Below are 15,358 nucleotides of genomic sequence, written 5' to 3' on the forward strand. Positions count from 1 at the left end.
TGCCACTGGCAGCCTCCCGGCCCGGGCCTTCGCCGTACCCGCGGGTAGGCCGTCGTCCGGTGGTTTCCAACTGTTAACGGGCTACCTCTTGTCGGGTCATTTTCTACGCGCGTATCTTGGGGCCCGCCGGATCGGACCGGTACATGATCTACGCGGGTAGTGCGCCGCCGCGCCCTGCCTGACCCACCCTCAGCTCCCGTCGGCCCCACGACCGTCGGAGCACTGACCGAGGAGTTCTGCCCGGTGACCAAGCCCACCGCTCCCCGCCGTTCCCGCCGCAGCCTGCTGCGCGCGGCCGTCCTGCCCGTCGTCGTGGCGGGCTCGCTCGTGCTCGTCCCGCTCCCGAGCGCCTTCGCCGCGCCCTCGGCCGACGCGGTGATCTCCGAGGTGTACGGCGGCGGTGGCAACTCCGGTGCCACGCTGAAGAACGACTTCATCGAGCTGGCCAACAAGGGCACCGGCGCCTTCGGTCTTACCGGGTACAGCGTCCAGTACCTGCCCGGCACGCCGAGCGCGGGCTCGCAGTGGGGCGTCACTCCGCTGACCGGTTCGATCGCCCCCGGCGCCCGCTACCTGATCGCCGAGGCCGCGGGCACCGGCGGCACCGTGGTGCTCCCCACCCCGGACGCCACCGGCACCCTGGCGCTCTCCGGCACCAGCGGCACCGTCGCGCTGGTGGACGGCACCGCGCCGCTGACCTGCAAGACCGCGGCCGACTGCGCCGCCGAGCCGCGGATCAAGGACCTGGTGGGCTTCGGCACCGCCGTGGTCCGGGAGGGTTCGGGCCCGGTCGCCGGGGCGAGCAACACCGCCTCGGTGGCCCGCAAGGCCGGCCTGCCGGACACCGACGACAACGCCGCCGACCTGGTGGCCGGGGCGACCAGCCCGGTGAACAGCAAGGGCGAGGTCCCCGAGGGCGACACCCCGCCGGAGCCGACCGAGCCCGGCACCGCGCGGATCCACGACATCCAGGGCACCACCCGGGTCTCCCCGCTGACCGGCAAGACCGTCCAGGGCGTGCCCGGCGTGGTCACCGCCGTCCGGGCGTACGGCTCCAAGGGCTTCTGGATCCAGGACCCGACCCCGGACGCCGACCCGGCCACCAGCGAGGGCCTGTTCGTCTACACCGGCAGCGCCAACCCGACCGTCAAGGTGGGCGATTCGGTGCTGGTGACCGGCAAGGTGGCCGAGTACTACCCGGCCCAGAGCGCGGGCGGCCAGTCGCTCACCCAGCTCACCGCGCCGTCGATCAAGGTGCTGTCGGCCGGCAACCCGGTGCCCGCGCCGTTCGTGCTCAACGACCGGTCGATCCCGGCGCCGTACGCCCCGGACGCGGCGGACGGCTCGATCGAGGGCCTGACCCTGCAGCCGGGCAGCTTCGCGCTGGACCGGTACGAGTCGCTGGAGGGCATGAACGTCCAGGTCAAGGACGTCCGGGTGATCCAGGCCACCGACGCCTTCCACGAGCTGTGGGTGGCGGCCCGGCGCAAGGACGAGAAGTCCAAGCGCGGCGGCGTGGTGTACCTCGGCTACGACGACCCCAACTCGGGCCGCCTGATGGTCCAGTCGGCCCCGCTGGAGGCGGACCGGCCGTTCCCGGTGGCCAACGTGGGCGACGAGCTCACCGGCGTCACCGACGGCCCGCTGGACTACAACCGCTTCGGCGGCTACACCCTGGTCGCCAACACCATCGGCGCCCGCCAGGACAACGGCCTGGAGCGCGAGGTGACCAAGGAGGCGGCGAAGGGTGAACTCACCGTCGCCACCTACAACGTGGAGAACCTCGACCCGTCCGACCCGGACTCGAAGTTCGCCGAGCTGGCCGCGGGCATCGTGACCAACCTGCGCTCGCCCGACATCCTCACCCTGGAGGAGGTCCAGGACGCCAACGGCGCCGTCAACGACGGCACCGTGGACGCCGCCGCGACCGTGCAGAAGTTCATCGCCGCGATCCAGGCGGCCGGCGGCCCGGCGTACGACTGGCGCTCCATCAACCCGGAGAACAACAAGGACGGCGGCGAGCCCGGCGGCAACATCCGCCAGGTCTTCCTGTTCAACCCGGCCCGGGTCTCCTTCACCGACATCGCGGGCGGCACGGCCACCACGGCGGTCGGCGTCACCGGCACCGGCAAGAGCACCGCGCTGACCGCCTCGCCCGGCCGGATCGAGCCGGCCGACGCGGCCTGGGACAGCAGCCGCAAGCCGCTGGTGGGCCAGTTCGCCTTCAAGGGCAAGAAGGTCTTCGTCATCGCCAACCACTTCAACAGCAAGGGCGGCGACCAGGGCCTGGAGAGCCGCTTCCAGCAGCCGACCCGCAGCTCCGAGGTGCAGCGGATCAAGCAGGCCACCCTGGAGCAGGCCTTCCTGGCCAAGCTGCTGGCGGCCGACCCGAACGCCGCCGTGGTCTCGCTCGGCGACTTCAACGACTACCAGTTCTCCCCGGCGCTGACCGCGCTCACCAAGGACGGTGTGCTGCGCGACCTGGTGAACGAGCTGCCGGAGCGCCAGCGCTACTCGTACGTCTTCCAAGGCAACTCGCAGGTGCTGGACCACATCCTGGTCAGCCCCGCGGTGCAGCACGCCAAGTACGACATCGTGCACATCAACAGCGAGTTCGCCCAGCAGGCGAGCGACCACGACCCGCAGATCGTGCGCATCAAGCCGTGACGGACAACTGACGGGGCGCGGACCGGAGTTCCGGTCCGCGCCCCGTCGGTCTGTGTCCGGGGCTACTTGCCGAGGACCTTGAGCACCGCGCCGGCCATCGCCTTCTCGCCGGCCGCGTTCGGGTGGAACGGGGCGGCCGGGGAGGAGGGCAGCAGGCCCTCGATCCACGGGGTGTCCGAGCAGGCGTCGTGCCCCTTGGTCGGGGTCGCGGTGTCCACGTAGGTGGCACCGTTCGCCGCGGCCGTCCGGGCCAGCATGGCGTTCAGGTCGCTCAGCACGCCGTGCAGGTACTCCACGTCGCCGGAGGTGACGGGCTGGCGGCCGATGCAGTTGGTTCCGACGGCCGGCACCACGGAGGGGTAACCCACCAGCAGGACCTTGGCGTTGGGGGACTTGGCGTGGATCCGGCGCAGACCGTCCGCGAGCTGGGGCGCGGCGTCGGCGATCCGGGTGCGCAGCTTGTCCTCGCCGTAGACCCACTGGAACTGCCAGTCCCGCCAGGCCCAGTGCCCGTCGGCGTAGACGTCCTTGCACGGGGTGCCGAAGGGGTTGACCACGGCGCCGCCGACGCAGGTGGCGATCAGCTCGGCCACGCCGAGGTCGCTGACCCCGAGGTCGTTGCCGCCGATGCCCAGCGTCACCAGCGAGGTGTTCGCCGCCAGGGCGTTCAACTGCGGCTGGTAGACGCCGTACTGGGCCTCGGTCAGGTGCCGGATCTTGGCGGCGGAGCAGGTGACGTCGGTGTAGGAGGTGCTCTTCAGCGCGGCGGCCACCAGGTGGCCGTAGTTCTGGTCCGAGCGCAGGCACAGCCCGCCGGACTGGTTCGGCACCAGTGCACCGGCGGCGTACGAGTCGCCGAGGGCGACGTAGGAGCCCGCGCCGGTGTCCGCCTGGGCGGCGGGTGCGGTCAGCGTCGCGATCGCGGCGGCCGCCAGCAGACCGCCGAGAACGGCGGGCAGACGGGTGCGGGAGGTCTTCGGGCGGTGCTTGCGGGCAGGGCTGAGCACGGTTCCTCCTGAGGGGTGGAGAGAAACGCCGGGTGGGTGGGGGGTAAGCCGGGCCACAGCTACTGGCAGGTAAGTTACTGGCAGGTTAAGCGGGCTGTCCAGAGGGTCGGTCGGAATTCCCGAATATCCGTCAACTGCCTTGGTAAATACGCTCCATGGCGGATCGTTTGAGCACGTCATTCCGCTACGGGGAGGAGCGGAAGGATTCCGCGGCGGGGAATTCCGCTTTCGCTCGCCGGGGCAATTCCCGGCGCCGGGCGCGCGGTGCTCCCGGGCCGCCGGTGGTTACCGGCCGGTTGACCAAGGGCCTCCGAGGCCGCAGAATCCGGACACGCCCGCTCAACCTGGAGGATCACCCGTGGCACTGGACGCCGACGTCATCGTGATCGGAGCGGGGCTGGCCGGGCTGGTCGCCACCGCCGAACTCGCCGACGCCGGGCGGAAGGTGATCCTGCTCGACCAGGAGCCCGCCGCCTCGCTCGGCGGACAGGCGCACTGGTCCTTCGGCGGCCTGTTCCTGGTCGACTCACCCGAACAGCGGCGGATGCGGATCCGCGACTCGCACGAGCTGGCCTGGCAGGACTGGCTCGGCACGGCCGGCTTCGACCGGCCCGAGGACGCCTGGCCGCGCCGCTGGGCGGAGGCGTACGTCGACTTCGCGGCGGGGGAGAAGCGCTCCTGGCTGCACGGACAGGGCGTCAGGTTCTTCCCCGTGGTCGGCTGGGCCGAGCGCGGCGGGCTGCTGGCCAGCGGCCCCGGCAACTCGGTGCCGCGCTTCCACATCACCTGGGGGACCGGGCCCGGCCTGGTCGAGCCGTTCGCCCGCCGGGTCCGGGCGGCCGTCGCGCGCGGACTGGTCGAGCTGCGGTTCCGGCACCGGGTGACCGGGCTGAGCGCCTCGGCCGGCGCGGTGGACACCGTCACCGGCGAGGTGCTGGTGCCCAGCACGGTGGCCCGGGGCGAGGGCAGTTCGCGGGAGGTGGCCGGTTCGTTCGAGCTGCGGGCGCAGGCGGTGATCGTCACCTCCGGCGGCATCGGCGGCAACCACGAACTGGTCCGCAAGGCCTGGCCCGCCCGGCTCGGCACCCCGCCTACCCGGATGCTCTCCGGTGTCCCCGCGCACGTGGACGGCCTGATGCTGGACATCGCGGGCGCAGCCGGCGGCAACCTGATCAACGGCGACCGGATGTGGCACTACACCGAGGGCATCGAGAACTGGGACCCGATCTGGGCCAGGCACGGCATCCGGATCCTGCCCGGGCCGTCCTCGCTCTGGCTGGACGCGACCGGAAAGCGGCTGCCGGTGCCGCTGTTCCCCGGGTTCGACACCCTGGGCACGCTGGAGCACATCATGACCACCGGTCACGACTACACCTGGTTCGTGCTCACCCAGAAGATCATCGAGAAGGAGTTCGCGCTCTCCGGCTCGGAGCAGAACCCCGACCTCACCGGGAAGTCGGTCCGGGGCGTGCTGGGGCGGGCCCTGCCGGGGGCCACCGGACCGGTCGAGGCGTTCAAGAAGCACGGGGCGGACTTCGTGGTCGCCGACTCGCTGGAGGAACTGGTCCGGGGGATGAACGCCAAGACCCCCGGGGTGGTGATCGACGGGGCCGAGCTGCGGCGCGAGATCGAGGCCCGCGACCGCGAGATGGCCAACCCGTTCAGCAAGGACCTCCAGGTGACGGCCATTCACGGCGCCCGCCGCTACCTCGGCGACAAGCTGATCCGCACCGCCTCCCCGCACCGCCTGCTCGACCCGAAGGCGGGCCCGCTGATCGCGGTGCGGCTGAACATCCTCACCCGCAAGTCCCTCGGCGGCCTGGAGACCGACCTCGACTCGCGCGTGCTGCGGGCCGACGGCACGGCGCTCGACGGCGTCTACGCGGCCGGCGAGGCGGCCGGCTTCGGCGGCGGCGGGGTGCACGGCTACCGCTCGCTGGAGGGCACCTTCCTCGGCGGCTGCATCTTCTCCGGCCGGGCCGCGGGCCGTGCGGCGGCGAAGGCCACCGGATGACCGGTGCCCCGCTGCTCTTCCTCGACGTCGACGGGCCGATCGTCCCGTTCGGGGCGGACCTGCCGGGCGGGTACCCGACGTACGGGTCCGGCCGGGCGCCCGGCGGGAACCCGCTGCTGACCCGGGCCGACCCGGCGATCGGGCCCCGACTGCTGGCGCTGCCGGGCGAGTTGGTCTGGGCCACCACCTGGATGTCGGACGCCAACGAGCTGCTCGCGCCGTGGCTCGGGCTGCCGGAGCTGCCGGTGGTGGCCTGGCCCGAGTCCGACCAGCAGGAGCCGCGCGGCCTGCACTGGAAGACCCGGACCCTGGTCGAACGGGCGGCCGGCCGGCCCTTCGTCTGGGTCGACGACGAGCTGACCGGCGCCGACCGCGCCTGGGTGGCCGCCCACCACCCCGGCGCGGCGCTGCTGCACCGGGTCGACGCCCGCTGCGGCCTCACGGACGCGGACTTCGCCGTCCTCGACGCCTGGCTCCGCTCGCACCAGGGCGGAACCGGCCCGTGACGGCGGCTTCCTGTTGGGCCGGGGTCAGTCCCACTGCCGGTCGGCGAGGGAGCTGACGGGCTGGGGCTTGCCGATGACGGCGAGCGCGATGAAGAAGTTGATCTGGCCGATCGCGACGGTCAGGGTGGCCAGGGCCTTGTCGTCGTAGTGCGCGGCCGCCTCGGCGTAGAGCTCGTCGGTGACGCGCTCGCGGCCGTGCGGTGCGGGCTGCAGGGTGGCCTCGACCAGGGCGAGGGCGGCGCGTTCGGCGGCGGTGAAGTAGGGGGCGTCCTGCCAGGAGGCGACGGCGGTGATGCGCTCCTCGGTCTCGCCGGCCTTGCGGAGGAACCCGGTGTTGAGGACGGTCAGGTAGGTGTTGTTGACGATCTGTCCGGCCCGCAGGTGGACCAGGTTGATCGTGGTGCGCGGCACGGAGCGGTTCCCGGTCGCCTTGAACAGGGCGGCGCTGACGTCGGCCAGCTCCGGGACGAACGCGCCTGGGTCGGGCATCCGGGAGATCGGGGTCTTCGCCATGGTGGGCTCCTCTGGTCTGTCGGCCTGCTGAGTGGTCTCACAGCACCGACGGGTGGGCCTTCGCGGATGTGACCGGATCCGGGAAGAAGATTTCAGCCCTCCCCGAGGAAGGCCGCGTGCGGGGCGCCGGGGGCGAGCAGGCGGGCCGCCAGCCAGGCCGCGGCCATGGCGGTGTCGCGGGCCAGCACGGCCGGGCGGGGGAGCAGTGCGGTCAGCGCCTCGCGGACCGGGCCGGGGGAGGCGGCGACCCCGCCGGCCAGCACCAGCGGGCCGGACGGGACGGCGGGCAGCAGCGCGGCGAGGTGGCGGGCCGCCCGCTCGGTGATCGCGACGGCGGGCGCCAGCCCGGCCGCGGCGGCCCGGCCGACCAGCGGGGCGAGCCCGGCCGGGGCGGTGGACGGCGCGGCGTGCAGTACGTGCAGCAGGGCGGCCGCGGTGGCGGGGGTATGGGCGGGCGGCAGGCCGAGGTGGGCGAGGACGGCGGTCGACAGGGCGTCAGGGGCGCCGTCCTGGACGGCGCGCAGGGTGTGCCGGGCACCCTCGCGGCCGAGCCAGTGGCCGGAGCCCTCGTCGCCGAGCAGCCAGCCGGCGCCGCCCCGGACGGCGGTGACCCGGCCCTGCCGGAGGTCGCAGGCGACGGCGCCGGTACCGGCGATCAGCACGGTGCCGTCGGGTGCGTCCGTCCCGGCGGCGAAGGCCACCTCGGCGTCGGGACGCAGGAAGGTCCGGTCGGCGGGCAGGCCGCAGCGGGCGGCGAAGGCCCGCCGCGCCGCGTCGTCGGCGAAGCGGCGGTACCCGGCCAGGCCGATCACGCAGGCGGCGATCCGCGCCGGGTCGTGGCCTTCGGTGGCGGTCCGGACGGCGGTGGCGATCCGGGCGGCGGCCTGCTCCTCGCCGCAGGTCCCCGGGTTGGCGCCGGGGCCGTGGGCGGAGCCGAGCCGGCGGCCGGTCGGGTCGGTGAGCTGGGCCCGGGTGCCGGTGCCGCCGACGTCCAGGCCCAGCAGGAGCTCAGCTGCCGGCATCGGTGACGCCCAGTTCGGTCAGCAGCCGGGCGCGCAGCTGGCGGAACTCCGGGTCGTCCCGGCCGGTGCCGCGTTCCACCGGGGTGTCCAGCGAGAACCGGCCCTCGGTGAGGACCAGCACCCGGTCGGCGAGCAGCAGTGCCTCGTCCACGTCGTGGGTGACCAGCAGGACGGCCGGGCGGTGCCGTTCGCACAGCCGGCGCAGCAGCGCGTGCATCCGGATCCGGGTCAGCGCGTCGAGCGCGCCGAACGGCTCGTCCAGCAGCAGCAGTCCCGGCTCCCGCACCAGCGCCCTTGCCAGGGCGGCCCGTTGGGCCTCGCCGCCGGAGAGGGTGGCGGGCCAGGAGCGTTCCTTCGCGGCCAGGCCGACCTCGGCCAGGGCCTCCCGGCCGAGCCGGCGGCGTTCGGCCCGGCTGCCGTCGAGGCCCAGCACCACGTTGTCGAGGACCCGGGCCCAGGGCAGCAGCCTGGCGTCCTGGAACACCACCGCCCGGCGTTCGGGCACCTCGACGGTGCCGGTGCCCCTGGCGTCGTGGTCGAGCCGGGCGGCGGCCCGCAGCAGGGTGGACTTGCCGGAGCCGCTGTGTCCGAGCAGGGCGACGAACTCCCCGGCGGCGATGTCGAGTCGGACGTCGCTGAGCACCTCGCGGCCGTCGAATCCCCGGGTGAGACCGGTGATCCGGACGGCGGCGTCCGGGGGCTGAGCGGTGGTCAGGAGAGTGTCCGGCGCCATGAGAGGACGCGTCCTTCCAGAAGTCGTACCAGGGTGTCGGAGAGCAGGCCGAGCAGGCCGTAGACGACCAGGCCGACCACGATGACGTCCGTCCGGCCGAAGGTCCTGGCCTCGGTCATCAGGTAGCCGATGCCGCTGTCCGCGTTGATCTGCTCGCTGACCACCAGCACCAGCCAGGAGATGGTCACGGACATCCGCAGGCCGGTGAAGAAGCCGGGTGCCGCGCCGGGCAGCGCGATCCGGGTGAGGTAGTCGAGGCGGCGCAGCCGCAGGGTCTGGGCGAGTTCGGCCCAGTGGGCGTCCTGGCCGGTCAGGGCGGCGTGGGTGTTGAGGTAGACCGGGAAGAAGGTGCCCAGTGCGACCAGAACGATCTTCACCTGTTCGCCGATCCCGAACCAGAGGATGGCGAGCGGCACCAGGGCCAGGATCGGCAGGGCGCGCAGGAGTTGGACCGTCCCGTCGAGGAGCGCCTCCCCGATCCGGCTGAGCCCGGCGGCCAGCGCGAGCAGCAGCCCGGCGGCCACCCCGAAGGCCAGGCCGGTGGCGGCCCGGCGGAGCGAGACCAGCAGGTGCTGCTGGAGGTCGCCGGTGCGGATCAGCTCCCAGCCGGTGGCGGCCACCTCGCCCGGCGGGGCGAGCGTCTGCGGGTCCAGGGCGCCCGTGGTGGCGGCGAGTTGCCACACCGCCAGTACCAGCAGCGGGCCGAGCGCGCGGGCGAAGGGCACCCGGCGGCCGCGTCGGCCGACCGGGCGCCGGATGCGTCCGGCCGGTGGCCGGGGGACGGCGGTGGTGGTGGTCATCGGTGGTCCTCGGGGCGGTCGGGAGCGGTGGGGTCGGGGCCGGTCAGCCGGCGGACGGCGGCCCAGGGCCGCCCGCCGGTCGTGTGCAGCGCCGCGCGGGCGGCCGGGGTGCCGGCGCCGGTGACCAGGGCGACCAGCGCGGTCGCGGTCTCGCCGGCGCTCTCCAGCAGCGCCCGTTCGGCCTCGGCCGCCGGGACGCCGGCCGCCTCGACCAGGGTGCGGACGGCGCGCCGGTGCAGCTTGGCGTTACCGGCCGAGGCGGCGACCATCAGGTTCGACCAGGTGCGTCCGGTGCGGACCATCAGAGCGGTGGAGAACATGTTGAGGGCGAGCTTCTGCGCGGTGGCGGCCTTCATCCGGGTGGAGCCGGTGACCACCTCGGGGCCGGTGGCGAGCACCACGTGCAGGTCCGCGAACCGGGCCAGCGGGGCGTCCGGATCGGTGGAGAGCAGCGCGGTGGCCGCCCCGGCCTCCCGGGCGCCGGCGAGCGCCGCACCGACGTACGGGGTGCGGCCGCTCGCGCTGACCCCGACCACCAGGTCCCCGGGGCGGAGGTGCGCGTCCGCCCCGGCGTCCGTCCGGTCCTCGGCCGCCTCGTCGGCGGACCGCTGCGCCGCCGGGCCGCCCGCCAGGTGGGGGCAGACCGTCTCCGGGCCGACCCCGTAGGTGGGGGACAGCTCGACGGCGTCGGCCAGGGCGGCCCGGCCGGAGGCGCCCGCGCCGAAGTAGTGCACGCGGCCGCCGGCCGCGAGCACCGTGAGCGCGGTCTCCACCAGGGCGGTGAGCTCGGGCAGGGCGGCGGCCACCGCCGGTGCCACGGTGGCGTCCTCACGGTTGATCAGGGCGAGCAGCTCGGCGGTGCCGAGCCGGTCGATGCCGGTGCTGGCGGGGTTGCGCCGTTCGGACGGGGGGAGCGGTGGGTGCACGGGTGGGGTTCCTTCGGGACGTGCGGGTCGGTCAACTGCCGTACAGGTTCAGGCTCCAGAGCGAGTACCCGTAGCCGGTGCCGCGCGCGGTGCCGAGCAGCCGGACGTACCGGGCGGTGCCGTCGAGGTCGACCAGCTCGGTGCCGCCGGCGCCGGTGGTGGTGGCGTGCAGGGTGGTCCAGCTGCTTCCGTCGAGGGAGCCCTGGAGGCTGTAGGCCGTGCCGTAGGCGGTCTCCCAGACCAGCCGGGCGCCGGTCAGCCGGTGTGCCGCGCCGAGGTCGAGGCTCAGCCACTGCGGGTCGGTGTACTGGCTGCCCCAGCGGGTGGCCGGGTCGCCGTCCACCGCCTTGGCCGCGTCGCGGCCGGTCACGTTCACCGAGGAGGCGGTGGCGGTGGCGCCGAGGGCGAGGTCGGTGCGCCGGTCGGCGCCCGAGCCGGTCCAGTCGAGGAAGGACCGGGTCTGCGGCAGCCAGCCCTGGGAGCCGGCGGCGGCCTGGCAGGCCGGGTCGCAGACGGTGGTGTTGGAGCCGCCCCAGACCACCGCGCCGGTCAGGCCGAGGTCGTGCAGGGTGGCCAGCTGGTAGGACCACTGGGCCGCCGGGACGAAGCCGAGCGAGAGCGAGTCGGGCGAGGAGCCCTGGTGGTACTGCGGCCAGACGTACGGGTACACCGGGACGCCGGGGGCGATCGCGGCGGCGGTGGCGAGGTTGCCGGTGAGCGTGCTGCTCCAGCTGGTCTCGTTCGCCGAGAAGGTGTACGCGGAGGGGAAGAAGGCGGTCGGGCCCGCCTGCTGGATCAGCTGCTGGTACAGCGGACGGTGCGCGACCGCGGTGTTGCCGAGCAGCCCGTACCAGCCGATGGTCTGCTCCGGACCGGTCACCGCCCGGGCCCAGGACTGGAGTTGGGCGAGTCGCTGCAGGTGGTTCGCGGCGTTGGCGGCGCTGCCGGTGAGGTAGAGGCTCTCGCAGTCGAGCACCAGCGGGGCGGCCGGGTTGACGTTGGCCGCCACGACGATCGCCTTCCACTGCGCCTCGGTGGGCAGCGCGTTGCCCGCCACCAGGGGGGTGCAGGTGTAGTTGGGCACCAGGTTGGCGCGGACCGCGCCGTGGCCGATGGCGGCCGAGGCGTAGGCGGTGTTGTCGTACAGCGTGAACGCCGGAGCGGCGTCGGGCACGGTGGCGGCGCCGGCCGGCAGGCCGACGGCCGCCGAGGCGCCGACGGCGAGGCAGACGATCAGCCGGCCCAGGGCGGTGCGGAGGCGGGGCACGGGGACTCCTCGGGTGGTTGCGGGCAGCACGGAGCGCGCCGGGGCGCCGGGTGCGCGGGGCGGTGGGAGCGGACGGGACAGGGGTCAGCGGGGGCGCAGCGAGCGGGACCGGACGGCCTCGTGGGCGCGCTCCAGGTCCTCGACGGTCTGCTGGTAGGAGCGTTGGGCGAGGGCGAGGTAGAGACAGTCCACGACGGTGAGCTGGGCGATCCGGGAGGCGGTGCCGCCGCTGCGGAAGGTGGTCTCCCGGGCGGCGGTGACCAGCACGATGTCGGCCAGCCCGGCGGCCGGGGAGGCGGGGTTGCTGGTGACGGCGGCGGTGACGGCGCCGGACTCGCGGGCCTGGCGGAGGAAGTCCACCACCTCGCGGGCCCGGCCCGAGTGAGTGACCGTCAGGGCGAGGTCGCCGGGGCGGAGCAGGGCCGCGCTGGTCAGGGCGGCGTGCACGTCCGTCCCGACGGTGGCCCAGTAGCCGAGCCGGAGCAGCTTCTGTGCGGCGTCCTGGGCGGCCAGTGCGCTGGAGCCGAGGCCGAACAGCTCGGTCCTGCGGGCCGAGCCGACCGCGTCGGCGAGCGCGGCGAGCGCGGTCAGGTCGAGCTGGCCCGCGGTCTCCTCGGCCGCCCTGGCGTCGGCGTACCCGACCTTGCCCACCAGCTGTTCGAGCGTGTCGTCGGGCCCGATCTCGCCGCCGATGGCGAGGTCGGCCCGGCTGTCGGCCCGCAGCCGCTCGGCCTCGGCGGCCAGCCCGAGCCGCAGTTGGGCGTACCCGCGCAGGTCCAGCGAGCGGCAGAACCGGTGGACGGTGGTCTCCGAGGTGTCCGCCGCCTTGGCCAGCGCGGTGATGGTGCACTCGGCGGCGGCCCCGGGGTCGCGCAGCACCAGGTCGGCGATGGTGCGCTCGGCCGGGGGCAGGCCGTCCCGGCGGATCCGGATCCGGGTCAGCAGGTCGTCGGTCATCGGGCTCCTCCGGTGAACGGGTGCGGGTGGAGCGCGGTCTGCTCCCGGGTCAGGCGCAGCAGGTCCTCGTCCAGCCCCTCACCGGGGAAGAGGCAGACCTCACCGCGCCCGGCGCGCAGGCTACCGCGCAGCGCGGCGGTGTACTGCGCGGCGTCGACGGCCGGCCCCCAGTCGGCCCCGCGCGCGTGCGCCGGGTCGGCCGTCACCTGGACCATCGGGACGACCGGGGTGGCGGTGTGCCGCCGGACCTCGGCGGCGGCCGAGGCGGGGAAGTCGGCGGGGCGGTGCAGGATGGCGTGGTAGCTCATCACCAGCAGCCCGTCCAGGAGTTCACCCAGTGCGGCGGTGTCCTGTCCGGTCAGCTCGCGCCGCTGCGGCTCCGGCGCGGGGACCAGGAAGGCGCCGAGCCAGAGCCCGGGGCGGGTGGCCCGGAGGGCGTCGCGGACGGCGGCGGCCACGGCGGTGACGGTCCGGACCCGGTAGTCCAGCCAGGCGCTGCGGTGGTGGCGGTCGATCCACCGGGCGGTGGCCGGTACGTCCTCCGGCGTGGGTGGACGCAGCCCGGTGCGCGCGGTGAAGCCGGCCAGGGTCACCGGGTCGTAGGACCCGCGGCGGGGGCTGGCCCCGGCGCGCAGCTCCAGCTCCCAGTGCAGTGGCCAGCGCAGGAAGTCCAGCACCAGCCCGTCCAGATCGGGCGAGCCGGCGGCTTCCGCGCAGCGCCGCACCAGGGCCTCGTTGTGGTCGGGGTGACTGGGGATCAGACCCTCGTACCACTCCATCGGCTCCCAGCGGCGGCCCTGCTCGTCGACCGGCCGCAGGGCCTCGGGGTGTTCGGGCCCGGCCCGGAAGCAGGGGACGCTGCCGATCACCCGGAGCCCGTGCCGGCGGGCGGCGGAGGCGAGCCGGGGGGTGACGGCGGCCGCCTTGAGGACGACGGTGTCGAGTCCGGCGCCGGCCAGTGCGGCGAGCCGCTCCGGGGTCCAGGTGCCGGGGTCGAGCAGATAGGCCGCTCGCATGGTGCTCACCTCCTGGGGTCAGGGTGAGCCTAGGGGAGCCGACGAGCCGTTGGAAAGAAACTTTCGAACATTTCACGCGGCTGCAACACTTGCCGCTTCTGGCTCCAATTACCGCTCTGACCTGGGTAAATGAGTAAATGTCGGGGCGCTTTTGCCGATTGACATCGGCGGGCGCTGGGTCGAATCTTACGGCCATCCCGTAAGTAATTTACGAACCCCGAGGAGCCCCTGTGTCGACCCGCCGTATTGCCGCCCTCGCGCTGACCGGCCTCGCGCTGACCGCCTGCGGCACGAAGGCCGACACCGCGTCGGCCCCGGTGGCCGGGCCGCTGCCCACCGTCGTCCCGGCCGGTACCGAGCTGCGGGTCGGTGACCAGAACGACCTGCTGCAGACGCTGCTGCACGCCTCCGGCCAGGACAAGGACCTGCCGTACAAGCTGACGTACGGGAAGTTCCAGGGCGGGCCCGCCATCCTGGAGGCCTTCCGGGGCGGCTCGCTGGACGTCGGGATCGTCGCCGAGACGCCGGCGATCTTCGCCCAGGCGGCCCGGCAGGACGTGAAGGTGGTCGGGGTGGTGCAGTCCAGCAAGGACGCGGTGCACATCGTCACCTCGCCCGGCAGCACCGCCACCAAGGTCGCCGACCTGAAGGGGAAGAAGATCGCCTACACCCAGGGGACCACCTTCCAGCCCGCGCTGCTGCGGGCCCTGAAGAACGCCGGCCTCACGCCCGCCGACGTCACCCTGGTCAACCTCACCCCGCTGGACACCCCCGCCGCGCTGGCCTCCGGCCAGGTCGACGCCGGGCTGGTGACCGAGCCGCTGGGCACCAAGTACCTGGTCGCCAACCAGGACAAGGGCGCGCACGAGCTGACCGACGACAAGGGGCTCACCAGCGGCCTGCAGTTCCTGGTCGCCCCCGGCGCCGCGCTGCGGGACGAGGCCAGGACGGCCGCGCTGCGCGACCTCTCGGCCCGCTTCACCCGGGCCGAGCTCTGGCTGGCGGGGCACGGGCAGGACTGGGTGCAGGCGTACTTCGTCGGCGTGCAGAAGCTGCCGCAGTCCGTCGGCGAGGCGGTGGTGGCCAACAACGGCAAGCCCACCGTCCCCGACTACCCGACCGCGATCGCCGAGCAGCAGCGGGTGGCCGACCTGCTCGCGCAGGCCAAGGCGATCCCCGAGGCGCTCGACGTCTCGGCCGAGTTCGACACCCGCTTCGAAGCGGTCCAGCAGGCCGCGAAGAACGGCGGCTGACCTCCCGTCACCCCGTCGCGCCCCCGGGCGCGCGCCATCGGGCCGAGCCGTGCCAGACCTCGGCGACGCTCGGGTGGCGGACGGCTTCGAGGAGCTCGTCGGCCAGCAGATCGGCGATCAGGGCGCGGCTGCCGAAGACCTCGGTGGCGCTCAGGTCCCAGTCGGTGACGACGAACCAGGAGCCGTTCCGGGGCCACCAGTGGGCCGGGAACTGTACCCAGGAGGCCCCGTTGCGGCCGGAACTGGCGTCGTGGTGGGCCGGCGCCTCATCCAGTCGGCCGCGCCGGACCGGGACCGGTCGGCCCAGGTCCTCGATCGCGGCCTGCGCCCAGTAGCACTCGGTCCGGAGCCCCTCGGGACTGTGCCGCGCCACCAGCTCGACCAGCCGGCCGAGGCTCTCCCGGTCGATCTCGCCGACCGACAGGTTCAGGCCCTCGGGCACCGCCAGTCCCGTGAACACCCGCCACGAGGGGGTGAACTCCCAGTCCTCCAGGCGTTTGCCGACGCTCGCCAGCAGGTCGGACCAGCGGTGGCGCTCCGCCCCGTCGTACGCCGAGTGGAGCACCCAGCAGCGGTCGGCGTACCCCTGCTGCGGCTCGTAACCCAGGACGTCCTCCTCCACCAGCCGACGCATCCCGTCCAGCGGATCGTCGTTCGGTACAAGCTCCAAGGCGTAC

14 protein-coding genes are annotated in these 15,358 nt (G+C 74.0%); 4 read left to right on the plus strand and 10 right to left on the minus strand.

Annotation, left to right across the window (positions count from 1 at the left end; translation table 11 throughout):
• Positions 1-243 precede the first annotated feature (243 nt).
• Positions 244-2,667, plus strand: coding sequence for a DUF8508 domain-containing protein (locus ABT118_RS15900; protein ID WP_350668893.1), 2,424 nt, complete (start codon positions 244-246; stop codon positions 2,665-2,667).
• A gap of 62 nt (positions 2,668-2,729) precedes the next feature.
• Here the strand turns inward: ABT118_RS15900 and ABT118_RS15905 are convergent, their stop codons facing one another.
• Entirely contained in the window at positions 2,730-3,674 is a 945-nt protein-coding gene (locus tag ABT118_RS15905) for an SGNH/GDSL hydrolase family protein (protein WP_350668894.1), read from the minus strand.
• 358 nt (positions 3,675-4,032) lie between these two features.
• On the opposite strand from ABT118_RS15905, the gene ABT118_RS15910 reads away from it, so the two are divergent.
• Both ABT118_RS15910 and ABT118_RS15915 read left to right on the plus strand, forming a co-directional pair.
• On the plus strand, positions 4,033-5,688 hold the full coding sequence (locus ABT118_RS15910) for an FAD-binding dehydrogenase (RefSeq protein ID WP_350668895.1): 1,656 nt from the start codon (positions 4,033-4,035) through the stop codon (positions 5,686-5,688).
• Positions 5,685-6,194, plus strand: a complete 510-nt coding sequence (locus ABT118_RS15915; RefSeq protein WP_350668896.1) for an HAD domain-containing protein — start codon at positions 5,685-5,687, stop codon at positions 6,192-6,194. Before ABT118_RS15910 ends, ABT118_RS15915 begins: the two co-directional genes overlap by 4 nt.
• 24 nt (positions 6,195-6,218) lie before the next feature.
• Here ABT118_RS15915 and ABT118_RS15920 read toward each other — a convergent pair whose 3' ends face one another.
• The 8 genes from ABT118_RS15920 to ABT118_RS15955 form a co-directional block, all read right to left on the minus strand.
• Entirely contained in the window at positions 6,219-6,707 is a 489-nt protein-coding gene (locus tag ABT118_RS15920; RefSeq protein ID WP_350668897.1) for a carboxymuconolactone decarboxylase family protein, read from the minus strand.
• 92 nt (positions 6,708-6,799) lie between these two features.
• Entirely contained in the window at positions 6,800-7,729 is a 930-nt protein-coding gene (locus ABT118_RS15925) for an N-acetylglucosamine kinase (RefSeq protein ID WP_350668898.1), read from the minus strand.
• A complete protein-coding gene (locus ABT118_RS15930; protein ID WP_350668899.1) occupies positions 7,716-8,462 on the minus strand; it encodes an ABC transporter ATP-binding protein in 747 nt (248 codons plus the stop codon). Before ABT118_RS15930 ends, ABT118_RS15925 begins: the two co-directional genes overlap by 14 nt.
• Complete coding sequence (locus ABT118_RS15935; RefSeq protein WP_350668900.1) at positions 8,441-9,262, minus strand: ABC transporter permease; 822 nt, start codon at positions 9,260-9,262, stop codon at positions 8,441-8,443. The genes ABT118_RS15930 and ABT118_RS15935 overlap by 22 nt, the downstream gene beginning before the upstream one ends.
• Positions 9,259-10,188 (minus strand): N-acetylmuramic acid 6-phosphate etherase, encoded by a 930-nt coding sequence (locus tag ABT118_RS15940; RefSeq protein ID WP_350668901.1) that lies wholly within the window; start codon positions 10,186-10,188, stop codon positions 9,259-9,261. Before ABT118_RS15940 ends, ABT118_RS15935 begins: the two co-directional genes overlap by 4 nt.
• Positions 10,189-10,219: 31 nt before the next feature.
• Positions 10,220-11,455, minus strand: coding sequence for a discoidin domain-containing protein (locus tag ABT118_RS15945; protein ID WP_350668902.1), 1,236 nt, complete (start codon positions 11,453-11,455; stop codon positions 10,220-10,222).
• Between the two features lie 84 nt (positions 11,456-11,539).
• Positions 11,540-12,412 carry a MurR/RpiR family transcriptional regulator gene (locus tag ABT118_RS15950; protein WP_350668903.1) on the minus strand — a complete coding sequence of 291 codons (873 nt, stop codon included), beginning with the start codon at positions 12,410-12,412 and terminating at the stop codon, positions 11,540-11,542.
• Positions 12,409-13,428, minus strand: a complete 1,020-nt coding sequence (locus ABT118_RS15955; RefSeq protein ID WP_350668904.1) for a hypothetical protein — start codon at positions 13,426-13,428, stop codon at positions 12,409-12,411. Before ABT118_RS15955 ends, ABT118_RS15950 begins: the two co-directional genes overlap by 4 nt.
• Before the next feature lie 230 nt (positions 13,429-13,658).
• Here ABT118_RS15955 and ABT118_RS15960 point away from each other — a divergent pair, with 230 nt between their 5' ends.
• Positions 13,659-14,681 carry an ABC transporter substrate-binding protein gene (locus ABT118_RS15960; RefSeq protein ID WP_350668906.1) on the plus strand — a complete coding sequence of 341 codons (1,023 nt, stop codon included), beginning with the start codon at positions 13,659-13,661 and terminating at the stop codon, positions 14,679-14,681.
• A 7-nt stretch (positions 14,682-14,688) separates the two neighbouring features.
• Here the strand turns inward: ABT118_RS15960 and ABT118_RS15965 are convergent, their stop codons facing one another.
• Complete coding sequence (locus tag ABT118_RS15965; protein WP_350668907.1) at positions 14,689-15,351, minus strand: hypothetical protein; 663 nt, start codon at positions 15,349-15,351, stop codon at positions 14,689-14,691.
• Positions 15,352-15,358 lie beyond the last annotated feature (7 nt).

The organism is Kitasatospora sp. NPDC002040 (assembly GCF_040296785.1).
GTDB lineage: Bacteria > Actinomycetota > Actinomycetes > Streptomycetales > Streptomycetaceae > Kitasatospora.

Bases quoted from the DNA above. Each gene is read 5' to 3' on its own strand.
- ABT118_RS15915 (WP_350668896.1), top strand. From the start codon at position 5,685: ATGACCGGTGCCCCGCTGCTCTTCCTCGACGTCGACGGGCCGATCGTC.
- ABT118_RS15920 (WP_350668897.1), bottom strand. From the start codon at position 6,707: ATGGCGAAGACCCCGATCTCCCGGATGCCCGACCCAGGCGCGTTCGTC.
- ABT118_RS15925 (WP_350668898.1), bottom strand. From the start codon at position 7,729: ATGCCGGCAGCTGAGCTCCTGCTGGGCCTGGACGTCGGCGGCACCGGC.
- ABT118_RS15930 (WP_350668899.1), bottom strand. From the start codon at position 8,462: ATGGCGCCGGACACTCTCCTGACCACCGCTCAGCCCCCGGACGCCGCC.
- ABT118_RS15935 (WP_350668900.1), bottom strand. From the start codon at position 9,262: ATGACCACCACCACCGCCGTCCCCCGGCCACCGGCCGGACGCATCCGG.
- ABT118_RS15950 (WP_350668903.1), bottom strand. From the start codon at position 12,412: ATGACCGACGACCTGCTGACCCGGATCCGGATCCGCCGGGACGGCCTG.
- ABT118_RS15955 (WP_350668904.1), bottom strand. From the start codon at position 13,428: ATGCGAGCGGCCTATCTGCTCGACCCCGGCACCTGGACCCCGGAGCGG.